Here is a 14329-nt window from a genome sequence, read left to right on the forward strand (position 1 = left end):
TATGGCATTCAGTCTGTCAAGAGTTTCAGGAGGGGAGAGCCTGAAAGGCTGGGCCGGGACGCAAGTCCCGGCCCTCTTTTTTTGCCCGCCGCACATCGGGCCAACAAAAATGGCGGAAATTCAGGCTTTGCTGCAAGGGCCCAGCGCCGCAAAGACCCGCCCGCGTTTACCGCGCTCCCACACCGAATCGCTGACAATCGCCGTCCCGCCCACCGTCAGACCATCGGCCGGGCGGCCGATTTTGCTGTCGGCGCTGCCCCGGTGAACCGCGCATAATGCGCCGCCGATCCGACCCGCCACCGTGCGGCTCCGGCCCTGCGACCGACGAGCAGACAAGGACTGCCCCAGGCCTGCCTTTCATGGCGCCCGGCTTTCGCCGGGGGGCGATCAGTTCAAAGCCGCTTTCACGAAATCGGCCGCGCGTTCGCCGATCATGATGCTCGGCGCATTGGTGTTGCCCGAAACGAGGCGCGGCATGACGCTCGCGTCGGCGACCCACAGCCCGTCGATGCCGTTCAGCTTCAGCGCCGGGTCGACCACCGCCCCGGCATCGCTGCCCATCCGGCACGTTCCGACCGGGTGATAGACGGTGTCGGCACGCGCGCGGATCAATGCGTCGAGCGCGGCGTCATCGGCAAGGTCGACGGGATGTCGGTCGGTCCCGGCATAGTCCGACAAGGGCGGCGCTTCGCAGATGCGGTGCATCATCCGCACCCCCGCGCGCAACGTCGCCATGTCGCGGTCGTCGGTCAGGAAACCGGGGTCGATCAGCGGCGCGGCGGTGGCATCGGCCGACGCCAGCGTCACGCTCCCCCGGCTTTCGGGGCGCAGGACGCAGGCGTGGCACGAAAAGCCATGCCCCTTCACCTTGGTCCGGCCATGATCTTCCAGCATCGCGGGGACGAAATGATATTGGATGTCGGGCGCGGGCAGGTCGGGCGACGATTTCCAGAATCCTCCCGCCTCGGCGAAACAGGTCGTCATGATCCCGGTGCGTTTGGTGCGATGTTCGAACACCGCCTTCACCATCCGCCAGGTGCCGCCCGCGCTGTTGCCGAACGGCTCGGCCGATTTGGTCTCCCAGCCCGATACATAGTCGATATGATCCTGCAAATCGGCGCCGACGCCCGCGCGATCGGCGACCACGTCCAGCCCCATATCCTTCAGATGCGCGCCCGGCCCGATCCCCGACAGCATCAGGATTTGCGGGCTGTTAAAGGCCCCCGCCGACAGGATCACCCCGCCCCGCGCACGCAGCGTCTCGCGCGCGCCACCGCGGCGGATCACCACCCCGATCGCGCGGCCATTCTCGACCAATATTTTCTCGACCAGCGCATCGGTGCGAATGTCCAGATTGGCGCGCCCGCGCAGCGGCTCGACATAGGCGCGCGCCGCCGACCAGCGCTCGCCGTCCTTTTGCGTCACCTGATACAGGCCGAAACCTTCGTTGCTCGGCCCGTTGAAATCGGCGGTGCGCGGCAGTTGCAGCGCCGCCGCGCTCTCGACGAAGCGGCGGCTCGTCACATTGGGCCAGCGCTGGTCCATCACGCTCAGCGGCCCGTCGCCGCCGTGAAATTCGTCGCCGCCGCGTTCATTGCTCTCGCTGCGCTTGAAGTAAGGCAGCACGTCGGCATAGCTCCACCCCGTCGCGCCCAGCGCCGCCCACTGGTCATAGTCAAAGGCGACCCCGCGGATATAGACCATCGCGTTGATCGCGCTCGACCCGCCCAGCCCGCGCCCGCGCGGCTGATAACCGATGCGGCCGTTCAGCCCCTTTTGCGGCACCGTTTCATAACGATAGTTCGACGCGTCGCGGATGAAGGGCATGAAGCCCGGCGTCTTGACCAGCATATTGTCGTTCGATCCGCCGGCTTCGATCAGGCAGACCGTCCGCGACCCATCCCCGGCCAGCCGTCCCGCCGCCGCGCTCCCCCCGCTGCCGCCGCCGATGACGATAATGTCGAACTGATCCACGCCCATCTCTCCCGCTGCCACCCGATCGGTAGTCATTCGGGACTTACATGTATGTCATTAGCTTGCGAAGCAAGAGGGCATCACCTGCCCCCCGCCCGTTCGTGTCGAGCGAAGTCGAGACACTCGTCGGATCGGTACGCAACCCGGGCTTCTCCCGACTGCCGTTGATGAAAATGAAAGGGGTTCGCCCGGCTCCTCCGATTTGACCGGAGGCTCGCCAGTCAAAGGCAATTGCCCGAAAAACATGCTGCCAACACCAACAGGGACGGTGCCGCGCAAAGGGCCAGCAGAACACCGCCGCCAAGAATGAGTCGCCGGTCGCCCGACCGCCACCCGGCGATCGCGCTTACTGTAAAAAGCCCGAGGCACATCAGCGAAGCCAACCAGAACAACGTCCCGGCCGACCCCGCAAAAATCATCATCCCGCCATGATGAAGTCCGGTCAGGCTGGCAAAAAGGCCAAGAGAGATCGGTGTCGCCCCGGCAGCCAGCGCCAAGGCATCCCAATATTTCCAGCGGGCCAAATCGCTACTCCGCCGCCTCTTCGACCGGCCGTCCCGCCTGCCATTTCTCGCGAATCATGTCGCTCGTCTGCCGGCTTCCGTCATGGCTCCAGCCGGGCTCGCGCCACATATAGGACAGCTTGTGCCGCCAGGGCGCGTGCCAGACGTCTTTCGCGATCCCGACCCACTCATGGACCGCGGCCCACAGGATGTTGAAGCTGCCGAGCTGTTTGACGATGCCGTAACGCACCGGCTCGTCGTCGCGCTCGGCGACGAAGCTGCCGAACATCCGGTCCCAGATGATGAACACCCCGGCATAGTTGGAATCGAGATAGCGCGGATTGACCCCGTGATGGACGCGGTGGTGCGACGGCGTGTTCATCACCGCCTCGAACCATTTGGGCATCCGCCCGATCGCCTCGGTATGAATCCAGAATTGATAGATGAGGTTCAGCGCGGCGCAAAAGAATACCATCGCCGGCGGGAAGCCGATCAGAAACAAAGGCATCCGAAACAGGAAGGTCAGGCTGAAAAAGCCCGTCCACGTCTGCCGCAGCGCGGTCGACAGATTATAATGCTGGCTCGAATGATGGATGACATGGCTCGCCCAGAACCAGCGGACGCGGTGGGCACTGCGGTGAAAGGCATAATAGGCCAGATCGTCGAGGAAGAAGCAAAGGATCCATGCCCACCACCAGGTGCTAAATTCGATCCCGATCTCGAACAGGTGGAACTGATACACCCACACCGACGCCGCGACGACCGCGGCGCCGGTGAGTGCGCCCGCAACCTGACTGCCCGTGCCGAGCATCAACGAGGTCAGCGTGTCGCTTGCCTGATAACGGCTCTTGTCCTTGCGCCGCGAAAACAGCATCTCGGCGATCAGCAACAGGATGAAGGCAGGGACCGCATAGACGACCGGATCGGGCAGGCTATCCATGTTTCAACTCGCGCATCCGGCTCGCCCACATCCCCGCTTCCTTCCCCAATTGCAGCGTCACCGATCCGAAAGTCCGGTCGGGCGTCGTCAGGACCAGAAAATTCTTGTCGAGCCGCGCAACGACGCCGGCGTCGACCGGGCGCGCGGCGAAATGATTGCCGTGCGCGCGCACCAGCAACAAACGCCCTTCGCCATTGCGAACCAGCGCCGCGAAGCCCGCGCGGTCGCGTGCGACCTCGGTCCCGCCGAACCCGGCTTCGGCCTCTTCGGCAAGGCGGATCGCATGATCGGCATCGGCGATGCGCGGATCGGCGCCCAGGCCTATCGCCTTGACCAGCCACGCGACGAACAACACTGCGACCAGCGATCCGCCGGTCTGAATCAGCTCCGCTGCCGTCACTTTTCGCCCGCCAGCGCGTCCATCATCGGCCGCAGCCCCGAAAGATCATAGCCCGCACCCGCCGCCGCTTCGCACAAAGCATCGACATCGTCGCCTGCCCGCGCGCGGGTCAGCGCCCACAAATGGGTCGATCGCGTCCCCGACCGGCAATAGGCAAGAACCGGCCCGGTCGCCCCGCCAAGCAGCTTGTCGAGCGCGTCGAGCTGCGGATGGCTGAAACCCGCATGACCGACCGGGATCGCCGCATAGGCAAGCCCTTCGGCTGCTGCCGCATTCGCTATCTCGTCCCCCTGCGGCGCCGACGGCTCTTCGCCATCGGGCCGGTTGTTGACGATCATCGCAAAGCCCGCGGACTTGGCCGCGGCCACATCCTCGACGGAAATCTGCGGGGCGACACTATAGTCGGCGGACAGGGGACGAAAATCGCTCATGCCGCGATCTATAGGCCGCCCGCTTTGGCTGACAAGCGTGAAAGCTAGGCAGGGAGCGGCAGCTTTTCTCCCTCTGGCGCCGCCGCCGCCGGGGCAGGGGAACTACTCCGGTCGGCGACGACTTCGGCAAAACGTTCGGCATAGCGTGGGTGTTCGGTTCCCATCAGCCTGTCCCACCAGGTGAAATAGAGCCCGTAATTGGTGTTGAAGCCGCCGCTATGGTGCAGGTCGTGGTGCGTCGTGGTGTTGATCCAGCGCGTCAGCGGCGACGACAGCCACCAGCGCGGATGAAGTTCGAAACCCGAATGCCCCATCGCATTGCGGATCAGCTGGAAATTGGCCCACACGAACATGACCCAGATCGGCGCCGGGACAAGGATCAGCCACAGCGGCACGAAAGCGAACATCACGACCGCCTCGGGAATGGCGAAGCTATAGATCGCCCATGCGGTCGGCGTCACCGAGCGATGGTGCGCGCGGTGGAAAAATTTGAACAGCTTCGGATGGTGCATCGTGCGATGCGCCCAATAGAAATAGGTGTCGTGCGCAACGATCGTCGCCGCGACCAGCGCTAGGTCGATCGCGATGCCATGGCTGCCCTGGAACTGGTAAACCCCCAGACTTCCAAAGCCCCACAAAAGAAGCAGCCCAAGCACGATATAAACGCTGATCGAGCGTATCGACTGAAAGAATTCGCGGCGCATGTCGGCGGCGCTCGCCTCGCGCGCCTGAATCTTGCGCGTGCCCAGACGCGTGCGGCGCAATCCCCAGACGATCGCGCTCGTGATCGCGGCGACGACAATGTAGCGGCCGAAGTCGGCGGCGAACATCACCGGCCCCTTGTCGATCAGCGTGGCGAATGTGGGGAATTCTTGAATCATGCGGGCACCCTCCCTGAACTGGAAGGCCGCGTCGGAGCAGTTTTGCGCCCGCCCCGCTCCGCAATGTCGAAATCCGGCTAGCCGATTTCAGAATCGATCAGTCGCGCAGTCCCAGCCGCGCGGCGCGATACTCGCTCGGCGTCATCCCCTCGGCGTCGCGAAAGGCGCGGTTGAAGGGACCGAGCGACCCGAAACCCGCGTCGATAGCAATGGTCAGTATCGGCACGCCTTGTTGCGCCGGATCGGCAAGCGCGGCGCGCACCTCCTCAAGGCGGAAGCCGTTGAGAAACGCGGTGAAGTTGCGAAACCCCATCTCGCCGTTGATCGCGCGGCGCACACGATATTCGGGTTCGCCCAGCTGCGCCGCGAGCGCCGCGATCGAAAAGCCCTCGGCCCGATAGGCGCGCTCCTCGGCCATCACCGCCTGCAGCCGCCGAGCAAGCCCCGACGGCGCGGCGGGTTGCGCTTCCTCCCGCGGCGGCGGCGCACCGGGGGCCGCAAACAGCTCGGCCGAACGAAAGCGATAGAGGCCGACCGAGACGATGAAGGTCGCAATCACGATCGCGGGCAGCGTCACCAACTGCCGCAGATCGTGGTTCATGTCGCGGCTGGGGAACATTTCGAGGAAGATGATCCACATGATGAACCCGCCGATCGCGCCCACGACCGCCAGGCGAAAGCTGCGCCGCTCTTCGATCAGGTCGGCGGCGCGCCCGCGCCAGGCGATCCAGATCCCGCCAAGCGCAAACCCCAGCATGGTGATGCGGACCATCAGCATGATTTCCCAGCTGAACCACCCCGTCGTCACGATCGCCGCGACCTGCGCGAGCAGCAGCACGGCAAAGCCCACCATCAGCAACCCGTCGATCCAGTCGATGCACTGCCGGTCATCGAACCACAGCCGGGCAAACAGCCAGAACAGCGCAGGCACTGCCAGCGACAAGGCATCGAACAGCACAAAAGGAAAGGTCAACGGATAGTCGGGACGGAACGCCGGGGCGAGCAAATAGGAGATGATCGCAAAGTTCATCGCGATCGCAACGCGCGCCGATAGAATATTGCGATAGTCGCGCCACAATATCGCGATCCACAGGCCGAACAGCGCCGTTGCGGCGCCGCGAATCATCAGGTCAAGGATGTCCTGCAAGGGCATTCGCATCTGCTACCGCATCAAACGCGCCGATGCGAGTGCGACTACAATCTGTTTTCGTTGAGTAAATCGGCCCCGGCACATCAGCACCGCCAACCTTAATATTGGTCGATCACCGCCAGAAAAGCATCGCCCCACGCGTCGAGCTTCTTCGCGCCGACCCCGGGGATCGCCGACAGCGCGGTGCGGTTCGCCGGCCGCTCGTTCGCCATCGCGCGCAGCACCGCGTCGTGGAAGATGACATAGGGCGGAACCCCGGCTTCCTGCGCCAGTTCGCGCCGCGTCGCGCGCAGCGCATCGAACAGCGGATCGCCGACCGGATTGGCCGCCGCGCCCGCGCCGCGCGGGTCGCGCTTCGTCCGCTTCAGCGGCGGTTCGGCCATCAGCACCGCCGTCTCGCCCTTCAGCATCGGCTTTGCCGCGGGGCCAAGCATCAGCCCGCCATGTTCGGTCGTCGTCAGCGCCTCGCGCGCCATCAGGCTGCGCACCAGCGGCTTGATCAGCCGCGCCTCTTCGCCCTCGACGATCCCGAACACCGACAATTTATCATGGCCGCGCTGCGCGATCCGCTCGTCGCTGCGCCCGGTCAGCACCGCCTCGATATGCCCGGCGCCATAGCTTTGCCCGGTGCGATAAACCGCGCTCAGCAGTTTCTGCGCCAGCACCGTCGCATCGACCTGCGCCGCGGGGTCGAGGCAATTGTCGCAATTGCCGCAGCGCATCGGCGGATTTTCGCCAAAGTGACGCAGCAACGCGGCGCGGCGGCACTCGACCGTCTCGACCAGCACCGCAAGCGCGTTCAGCCGCGCCCGCTCGCCCGCGACGCGCGCCTCGGGCAGCTCGGCAAGGCGCACCCGCGCGGTCGCAAAATCATTGGCGCCCCACAGCATCAGCGTCTCGGCGGGGTCGCCATCGCGCCCACCGCGCCCGGTTTCCTGATAGTAACTTTCGATCGACTTCGGCAGCGCGGCATGGGCGACAAAGCGCACGTCGGGCTTGTCGATCCCCATGCCGAAGGCGACCGTCGCGGTGACGATGCCGTCTTCGCTGGCGACGAAATCATGCTGCACCCGCGCGCGCACTTCGGAATCGAGCCCCGCGTGATAGGCGGCGACGTGCCGCCCGGTCGCGGTGGCAAGCTGCTGCGCGAGCCGCTCGGTGCCGCTGCGCGTCGGGGCATAGACGATCCCCGGCCCCGGATTGGCGGCGATAAAATCGAGCAGCTGCCGCGCCGGGCTGATCCGCGGGCGGATCGCATAACGGATGTTCGGCCGGTCAAAGCCCGCAAGGATCAGCCCGTCGTCGGGGATGCCCAGCTGGACGAGAATATCCTCGCGCGTGTGCTTGTCGGCAGTCGCGGTCAGTGCGAGGCGGGGCACCGCCGGAAAGGCATCGAGCAGCGGGCGAAGCAGGCGGTAATCGGGACGGAAATCATGCCCCCATTCGGACACGCAATGCGCCTCGTCGATCGCGAACAGCGCCGGAGTGCGCGCTTCGAGCAGCGCGCGAAACCCCTCACCCGTCGCGCGTTCGGGGGCCACATACAGCAGGTCGAGATTGCCGTCGCGATACGCCTGCCGCGTCTCGGCGCCATCCATATCGACGCTGGTCAGGCTTGCGGCGCGGATCCCTGCCGCGCGCGCGCCGCGCAGCTGGTCGTGCATCAGCGCGATCAGCGGCGACACAACGACGACGCAGCCGTCGAGCGCAACCGCGGGCAGCTGATAGGTCAACGACTTGCCCGCCCCGGTCGGCATCACCGCCAGCGTCCGCTCGCGCGCCATCACCCGGTCGACGACCTCGGCCTGCCGTCCACGGAAATGGTCGAAGCCAAAGGTCGATTTGAGCAGGGGAAGAAGCGCGTCGGCAGACATATGGGCGCCGCGATAGGGGGGATAGCGCGGCGGGGGAAGCCCCCTGTTCCAAAGCTTCGTCATTGCGAGGAGCGTAGCGACGAAGCAATCTCCAGCTATCGGCCTTGCGCAAAATCGAAAGCAGGAGATTGCTTCGCTTCGCTCGCAATGACGAGCAGCAGCCTATTTCCGCATCGCCAACGCGCGCTCGGCCATCCGCGACGCCGTTTCGCGCTCGGCCACCACGACATGGTCGGCGCCGCGCCGCGTCAGATCGTCGACCTCTTCGTCCGAATGACCGCGCGCGACGATCGTCAGCGCGGGATTGATCGCCCGCGCCCGCCGGACGATCACCCCCGCCTCGACCCCTTCGGGAATCGCGATCAGCAGCGTGGTCGCGCTTTCGATCTGCGCCTGCCGCAGCACGCTTTCCTTTGCGGCATTGCCGATGATCACCGTCGCTCCGGCCTCTTCGGCCGCCGCCGCCATATCATTCTGGTCCTCGATCACCGTCAGCCGCTCGCCGCGTCCGCACACCAGACTGCCGATATGGCTGCCGACCCGGCCAAAACCGATCAGCACGGTCCGCACCGGCTCGGGCGCCGGCAGCGCCGCTGCGGCGGCCGCCGCAATTTCGGCGTCGCGATCATCATCGGCGCGCATCCGCCGCACCGCCAGCGTAAAGAGCAAGGGATTGAACAGGATCGACAGGATCGAGCCCGCAAGGATCAGGTCGCGCGCGGTGTCGGGCATCACCTTCAACCCGACCCCCAGCCCCGCAAGGATGAAGGAAAATTCGCCGATCTGCGCAAGGCTGATCGACACCGTCGTCGCGGTGTGACTCGAATGACCAAAGGCGCGGACGATGGCATAGGCGGCGAGCGACTTGCCCAGCACGATGATCGCCACCGTCGCGATCACCGGCCCCGGCTGTTCGACCACCACCATCGGGTCGAACAGCATGCCGACCGAGACGAAGAACAAGACCGCAAACGCATCGCGCAGCGGCAGCGTCTCTTCGGCAGCGCGGCGGCTGAGCTGCGTCTCCCCCAGGATCATGCCCGCAAAAAACGCGCCGAGCGCAAAGCTCACGTCGAAAATCACCGCCGCGCCGAACGCCACGCCCAGCGCGATCGCCAGCACCGCGAGGCGGAACAGCTCGCGCGATCCCGAATGAGCGACCCAGTGCAGCACCCATGGCAGCACCCGCCGCCCGACGATCAGCATGAAGGCGATGAAACCCACGACCTTGAGGAAGACGATCGCCGCCGCCTGCGCCAGCCCCGCGGTCGTCGCCGCGTCGCCGCGCGCTCCGAAAAAGGCGGGGAGCAGGACGAGCGCCAGGACCATCACCAGATCCTCGACGATCAGCCAGCCGACCGCGATCCGTCCCATTTCGCTGTCGAGCATGTCGCGCGCCTGCAGCGCGCGCAGCAGCACGACCGTACTCGCGACCGACAGCGCCAGGCCAAAGACGACGCTGCCCTCGACCGACCAGCCGAGCCACAGCCCCAGCGCGACCCCCAGGCTGGTCGCGACCGCGATCTGCACCAGCGCGCCCGGCACCGCAATCTTGCGCACCGAGAGCAGGTCTTTCAGCGAAAAATGAAGCCCGACCCCGAACATCAGCAGGATCACGCCAACCTCGGCAAGCTGGAGCGCGAGCCCGGTATCGGCGACGATCCCCGGCGTGAACGGCCCGACGAGCACCCCCGCGAGCAAATAGCCCGCGATCGGCGAAATCTTCAGCCGGTGCGCCAATGCCCCCATCAGAAACGCGACGCCAAGGCCGGCGACGATGGTTCCGATCAGCGAGGTATCATGCGGCATATCCGACGCCTACGGGCCGAAACCGCACCGGGTCAAGTAACACAAGTGATTTGGTTACGATTGCCTAGACGGTGCCCTCTTCCTTCTCCGCCTGCTGCCTTGCCCACATGTCGGCATAGAGCCCGCGCATGGCGAGAAGCTGGTCGTGCGTCCCCGTTTCGGCGACGCGCCCCTTGTCGAGAACGATGATCCGGTCGGCGCCCGTCACCGTCGACAGGCGGTGGGCGATGACCAATGTCGTGCGGCGCGCGGCGATGCGTTCCAGCGTGTCCTGAATCGCCGCCTCGGTGCGGCTGTCCAGCGCGCTCGTCGCTTCGTCCAAGATCAGCACCGGCGGATTTTTGAGCAAGGTGCGCGCGATCGCGACGCGCTGCTTCTCGCCGCCCGACAGCTTGAGCCCGCGCTCGCCGACCTCGGTGTCATAGCCTTGCGGCAATATGCCGATAAATCCGTCGATTGCTGCGCCCTCGGCCGCGGCGGCAATCTCCTCCGCGCTCGCGCCCTCCCGGCCATAGGCGATATTGTAACCGATGCTGTCGTTGAATAGCACCGTGTCCTGCGGAACGATGCCGATCCCGGCGCGCAGGCTCTTTTGCGTGACCTTTGAAATATCCTGCCCGTCGATCAGGACGCGCCCGCCCTGCGGATCGTAAAAGCGGAAGAGCAGGCGCGCGATCGTCGACTTGCCCGCGCCCGACGGCCCGACGATCGCCAGCGTCTCGCCCGCGCCGACGACAAAGCTCACCCCATTCAGGATCGTGCGGTCGGGCTCATATCCGAACACCACATTGTCGAACGCCACCGCGCCGCCGTTCATCACCAACGGCCGGGCATCCGGCGTGTCGCTGATCTCGGACGGCGTATCGATCAGGCGGAACATCGCCTCCATGTCGATCAGCCCCTGCCGGATCACGCGATAGACCATGCCCAGCATGTCGAGCGGGCGGAAAAGCTGCGCGAGCAAGGTGTTGACCAGCACGACGTCGCCGACCTTATATTCGCCGGTCGACCAGCCCCACACCGTGTACGCCATCGCCCCCGCCATGGCCGCGTTCGTTATGAAGCTCTGCCCGATGTTGAGCCACGCAAGGCTATTCTCGCTCTTCACCGCGGCGCGCGCATATTGGTCGGCGACATCGCGATAGCGCGCCGCCTCGCGCTCTTCGGCGCCGAAATATTTGACCGTCTCGTAATTGAGCAGACTGTCGACGCTGCGCCCGATGGTCAGCGTGTCGAGATCGTTCATCCGCGTCCGCAGCGCGTTGCGCCAGTCGGTCACCTTGCGGGTGAAGATGATATAGACGATCACCATCAGCGCGGTCGCGCTGGCAAGGCCAAAGCTGAACTTGGTCCAGAAGATGATCAGCACCGCGACCAGTTCGACGATCGTCGGCGCGATGTTGAACAGCAGGAAGTACAGCATCGTGTCGATGCTCTTGGTACCGCGCTCGATCACCTTGGTGACCTCGCCCGTCCGCCGCGCGAGGTGGAAGCGCAGGCTCAGCGCGTGCAAATGGCTGAAGGTCGCAATCGCCAGCTCGCGCGTCGCATCCTGCCCGACGCGCTCGAACACGACATTGCGGAGGTTGTCGAACAATACCCCGGCAAAGCGCGCCCCCGCATAAGCCAGCACAAGTCCGATCGCGAGCGCGACGCCCTCTTCCATCCCCGGCGCCATCTTGTCGATCGCGGCGCCATAGAGGAAACCCATCGACAGCTGGATGCCCTTCGACGCCAGCACGATCAGGCCCGCAAGGGTGATACGGACCTTATGCTCGGTGTGCCCCGCCGGCCACAAATAGGGCAGGAACCGCTTCAGCGTCGCCAGGACGGGCGGTTCGCGGTTCGCATCGGCGGAGGTGGAGGTATCAGGCGGCATGCGCGCCTCATGTAGGGGGGCGGGGGCCGAACGCCAAGCGGGCTCCGTCCGCGCGAAGCGCTAAAATATCACACAAAGACACAAAGATGTCGGGCCGCTCCCTATGCGCCCTTCCTCCCGCACGGGCGGAGCGCTGGCGATCGGCAACCAAACGGCCCCGGCCTGCCGGCGCCGCGCTCTTTGTGTCTTCGTGTCTTTGTGTGAGAAAATTCTTCGCTACCGCGATTCGCGATAGCCCGCGCGCCGAATGATGCGGTCGATCAGGCGGCGTTCCTCGCTGGTCGGCCCTGCCACGACGGGCAGATCGGGCGGCACCTCGCGGCGGCCGAAAACCGGGCGACGGGGCGGTAAAATCGGGGAAAAGCGCATCGGGGGCGTGGCCTTGCTTGCGCGGCTCGCCCCCCGGCGCCGCAGGTGATTGGTCCCTGCGGGCAGCATCGCGGACCGAAGGTATCGGTCCGGTGAAACGATGTGGTTACTGCTTTCTTTCCGGTACCGTGAAGGTGCCGGTGACGCGGCCATTGGTGCCGCCCGAAACCGGATTGCCGTCGGGACCGCGCGCAGCGCCGCGCCCGTCGACCGTCGCGCGGCCGGTGTTGAGGTCGATCAGCAGCCGTCCGCCGCGCAGGTGATTGCCGCGCTGGCGCAGCTCGACATTGCCGACCATCGTGATCAGCCGCTTGTCGAGATCATAGATGGCGACATTGCCCGTCGCGCGCTCATCGCCCTTGGTCACCACGACCCCGCCCGTCGCGTCGAGCCGGTTGACGTCGGTGCCGCCGGCGCGCGTATAGGCGACGGTCATCCGCGCTGCGGTCAGGGTCAGCCCCGCCTGCGTCACGCGGACATTGCCCGAAATGACGACGCGGTCGGACCGGTCCTGCACCTCGATGCTGTTCGCGGCGAAATCGACCGGCGCATTGCTGTTGTGGTTCGCCAGCGCCTGTGCCTGCGCGGAATTGCCCCCGGCGCCCGTCGACAGGATCGCAAGGCTGGTGAGCGCAAAGCCCGCGCCCGCAAGCGCGGCGCTTTTCATGGCCGACAGGCGATTCATTTCAGCACTCCCTGGTTGATCCTCAGCCGCGCATTGCCCTGCAACCGCACGATCCGCTTTTCAAGGTCGGCGGTCAGCTCGTTGGCCGAGAAATGACCGATGTTCAACGTGCCGTTGACCCCGCCCTGCCCGACAAGGCTGCGGGTCTTGAGGTCGACCGCGACATTCTTGGCGTCGATACGATAACCGTCGGCGCTCTTCACCTGCACGTCGCCCGGAAAATCGACCTTTTCGGTGTCCATATTATAGGCGCCGTTCTTGGCGACGATCGTCGCCGGGCCGTCGGTCAGCGTGATCGCCCCCGACAGGTCGCTCATCCGCACGATCGGTTCGGCCGAGCTTTTCTGCACCGCGCTTCCCGCGAGCAGGGCAAAGGGCTGCCCCTTGCCGTCCTGCCCGCGATATTCGGCGCGCGTCACCTTCATCCGCTCCTGCGCCACCTCGACCTTGTCCTTGGCCAGCAAAAAGCTGATCTCGGTACGCTGGGTGAAGGGCGAAAAAACCAGAATCGCGCCGACGACGCCGATCACCAGCGGCAGGCCATAGCGCAGGATGCGCACGACGCGATCGTGGCTCGACCCGCTGGCCGCCCACATCCGGCGCATCGTGCGGTCAAGATCGGCGCGTTCGGACATGCTCTATCGATTCGCCCTTCAGCTGTGCGCGAAAATATCGGTTTCGGGCCAGCCCGCGAGGTCGAGCGCCGCGCGCGTCGGCAGGAAGTCGAAACAGGCCTGCGCCAGCTGGGTGCGCCCCTCGCGCGCCAGCCGCATGTCGAGAATATCCTTCATCGCATGCAGAAAGCGCACGTCGCTCGCGGCATAGTCGCGCTGCGCGTCGCTCAGCTCGGCGGCGCCCCAGTCGCTCGACTGCTGCTGTTTCGACACGTCCTGCCCCAGCAATTCGCGCACCAGTTCCTTCAGGCCGTGACGGTCGGTGTAGGTGCGGATCAGCTTCGAGGCGATCTTGGTGCAATAAACCGGCGCGGTCACCACGCCCAGCGCCTGCTGCAGCGCCGCAATGTCGAATCGCGCAAAGTGAAACAGCTTGAGCCGGCCGGGATCGGTCAGAATCGCTTTCAGTACCGGCGCGTCATAGGTGCTGCCCGGCTTGAAGCGGACGAGATGCTCGTCGCCCGATCCGTCGCTGATCTGGACCAGACACAATCGGTCGCGCAGCGGGTTCAAACCCATGGTTTCGGTGTCGATCGCGACCGCGCCGGGGCCCATCACGCCCTCGGGCAGATCTTCTTCGTGGAAATATACGCTCATACGCCCGCCTTAGGCGAAGCGGCCTTGCCGCTCAATGACTGGTTTTCGCCGCTGTGGCCGACGCGCCACAGTCCTGCGGCAAAGCGTGGGAAACAGGGCTTTTCGGCGTTGAATTTTCCGTTCGCTCACAGCGGTCATATAGGTTATATATATGGCCGTTAGA

Annotated in this window: 14 protein-coding genes; all 14 read right to left on the minus strand. The window is 65.3% G+C overall.

The window, feature by feature from the left end:
* Positions 1-387: 387 nt before the first annotated feature.
* Positions 388-1974 (minus strand): GMC family oxidoreductase, encoded by a 1587-nt coding sequence (locus ACSYDV_RS04580; protein ID WP_438322841.1) that lies wholly within the window; start codon positions 1972-1974, stop codon positions 388-390.
* 221 nt (positions 1975-2195) lie between these two features.
* Positions 2196-2498 carry a hypothetical protein gene (locus tag ACSYDV_RS04585; RefSeq protein ID WP_438322554.1) on the minus strand — a complete coding sequence of 101 codons (303 nt, stop codon included), beginning with the start codon at positions 2496-2498 and terminating at the stop codon, positions 2196-2198.
* Positions 2499-2502: 4 nt separating this feature from the next.
* A complete protein-coding gene (locus ACSYDV_RS04590) occupies positions 2503-3417 on the minus strand; it encodes a sterol desaturase family protein (RefSeq protein ID WP_438322555.1) in 915 nt (304 codons plus the stop codon).
* Entirely contained in the window at positions 3410-3817 is a 408-nt protein-coding gene (locus tag ACSYDV_RS04595; RefSeq protein ID WP_438322556.1) for a hypothetical protein, read from the minus strand. The genes ACSYDV_RS04590 and ACSYDV_RS04595 overlap by 8 nt, the downstream gene beginning before the upstream one ends.
* Positions 3814-4248: a protein tyrosine phosphatase family protein gene (locus ACSYDV_RS04600; RefSeq protein WP_438322557.1), complete on the minus strand. Its 435-nt coding sequence runs from the start codon at positions 4246-4248 to the stop codon at positions 3814-3816. Before ACSYDV_RS04600 ends, ACSYDV_RS04595 begins: the two co-directional genes overlap by 4 nt.
* Positions 4249-4292: 44 nt before the next feature.
* On the minus strand, positions 4293-5129 hold the full coding sequence (locus tag ACSYDV_RS04605) for a sterol desaturase family protein (RefSeq protein WP_438322558.1): 837 nt from the start codon (positions 5127-5129) through the stop codon (positions 4293-4295).
* 97 nt (positions 5130-5226) lie between these two features.
* On the minus strand, positions 5227-6282 hold the full coding sequence (locus tag ACSYDV_RS04610) for an AraC family transcriptional regulator (protein ID WP_438322559.1): 1056 nt from the start codon (positions 6280-6282) through the stop codon (positions 5227-5229).
* A gap of 95 nt (positions 6283-6377) precedes the next feature.
* The gene (gene recQ, locus ACSYDV_RS04615; protein ID WP_438322842.1) at positions 6378-8153 is read right to left on the minus strand and encodes a DNA helicase RecQ; all 1776 of its coding nucleotides are present in this window, start codon (positions 8151-8153) and stop codon (positions 6378-6380) included.
* A 162-nt stretch (positions 8154-8315) separates the two neighbouring features.
* Complete coding sequence (locus ACSYDV_RS04620) at positions 8316-9962, minus strand: cation:proton antiporter domain-containing protein (RefSeq protein WP_438322560.1); 1647 nt, start codon at positions 9960-9962, stop codon at positions 8316-8318.
* Positions 9963-10026: 64 nt separating this feature from the next.
* Entirely contained in the window at positions 10027-11841 is a 1815-nt protein-coding gene (locus ACSYDV_RS04625; RefSeq protein WP_438322561.1) for an ABCB family ABC transporter ATP-binding protein/permease, read from the minus strand.
* 216 nt (positions 11842-12057) lie between these two features.
* Positions 12058-12210, minus strand: coding sequence for a hypothetical protein (locus ACSYDV_RS04630; RefSeq protein ID WP_438322562.1), 153 nt, complete (start codon positions 12208-12210; stop codon positions 12058-12060).
* Positions 12211-12316: 106 nt separating this feature from the next.
* Positions 12317-12895, minus strand: coding sequence for an LptA/OstA family protein (locus ACSYDV_RS04635; RefSeq protein WP_438322563.1), 579 nt, complete (start codon positions 12893-12895; stop codon positions 12317-12319).
* Positions 12892-13530 carry an LPS export ABC transporter periplasmic protein LptC gene (gene lptC / locus ACSYDV_RS04640; protein WP_438322564.1) on the minus strand — a complete coding sequence of 213 codons (639 nt, stop codon included), beginning with the start codon at positions 13528-13530 and terminating at the stop codon, positions 12892-12894. Before lptC ends, ACSYDV_RS04635 begins: the two co-directional genes overlap by 4 nt.
* 18 nt (positions 13531-13548) lie before the next feature.
* Entirely contained in the window at positions 13549-14166 is a 618-nt protein-coding gene (locus tag ACSYDV_RS04645) for a ribonuclease D (RefSeq protein ID WP_438322565.1), read from the minus strand.
* Positions 14167-14329: the final 163 nt, after the last annotated feature.

This window comes from Sphingopyxis selenitireducens (assembly GCF_051550705.1).
Classification (GTDB): Bacteria; Pseudomonadota; Alphaproteobacteria; order Sphingomonadales; family Sphingomonadaceae; genus Sphingopyxis.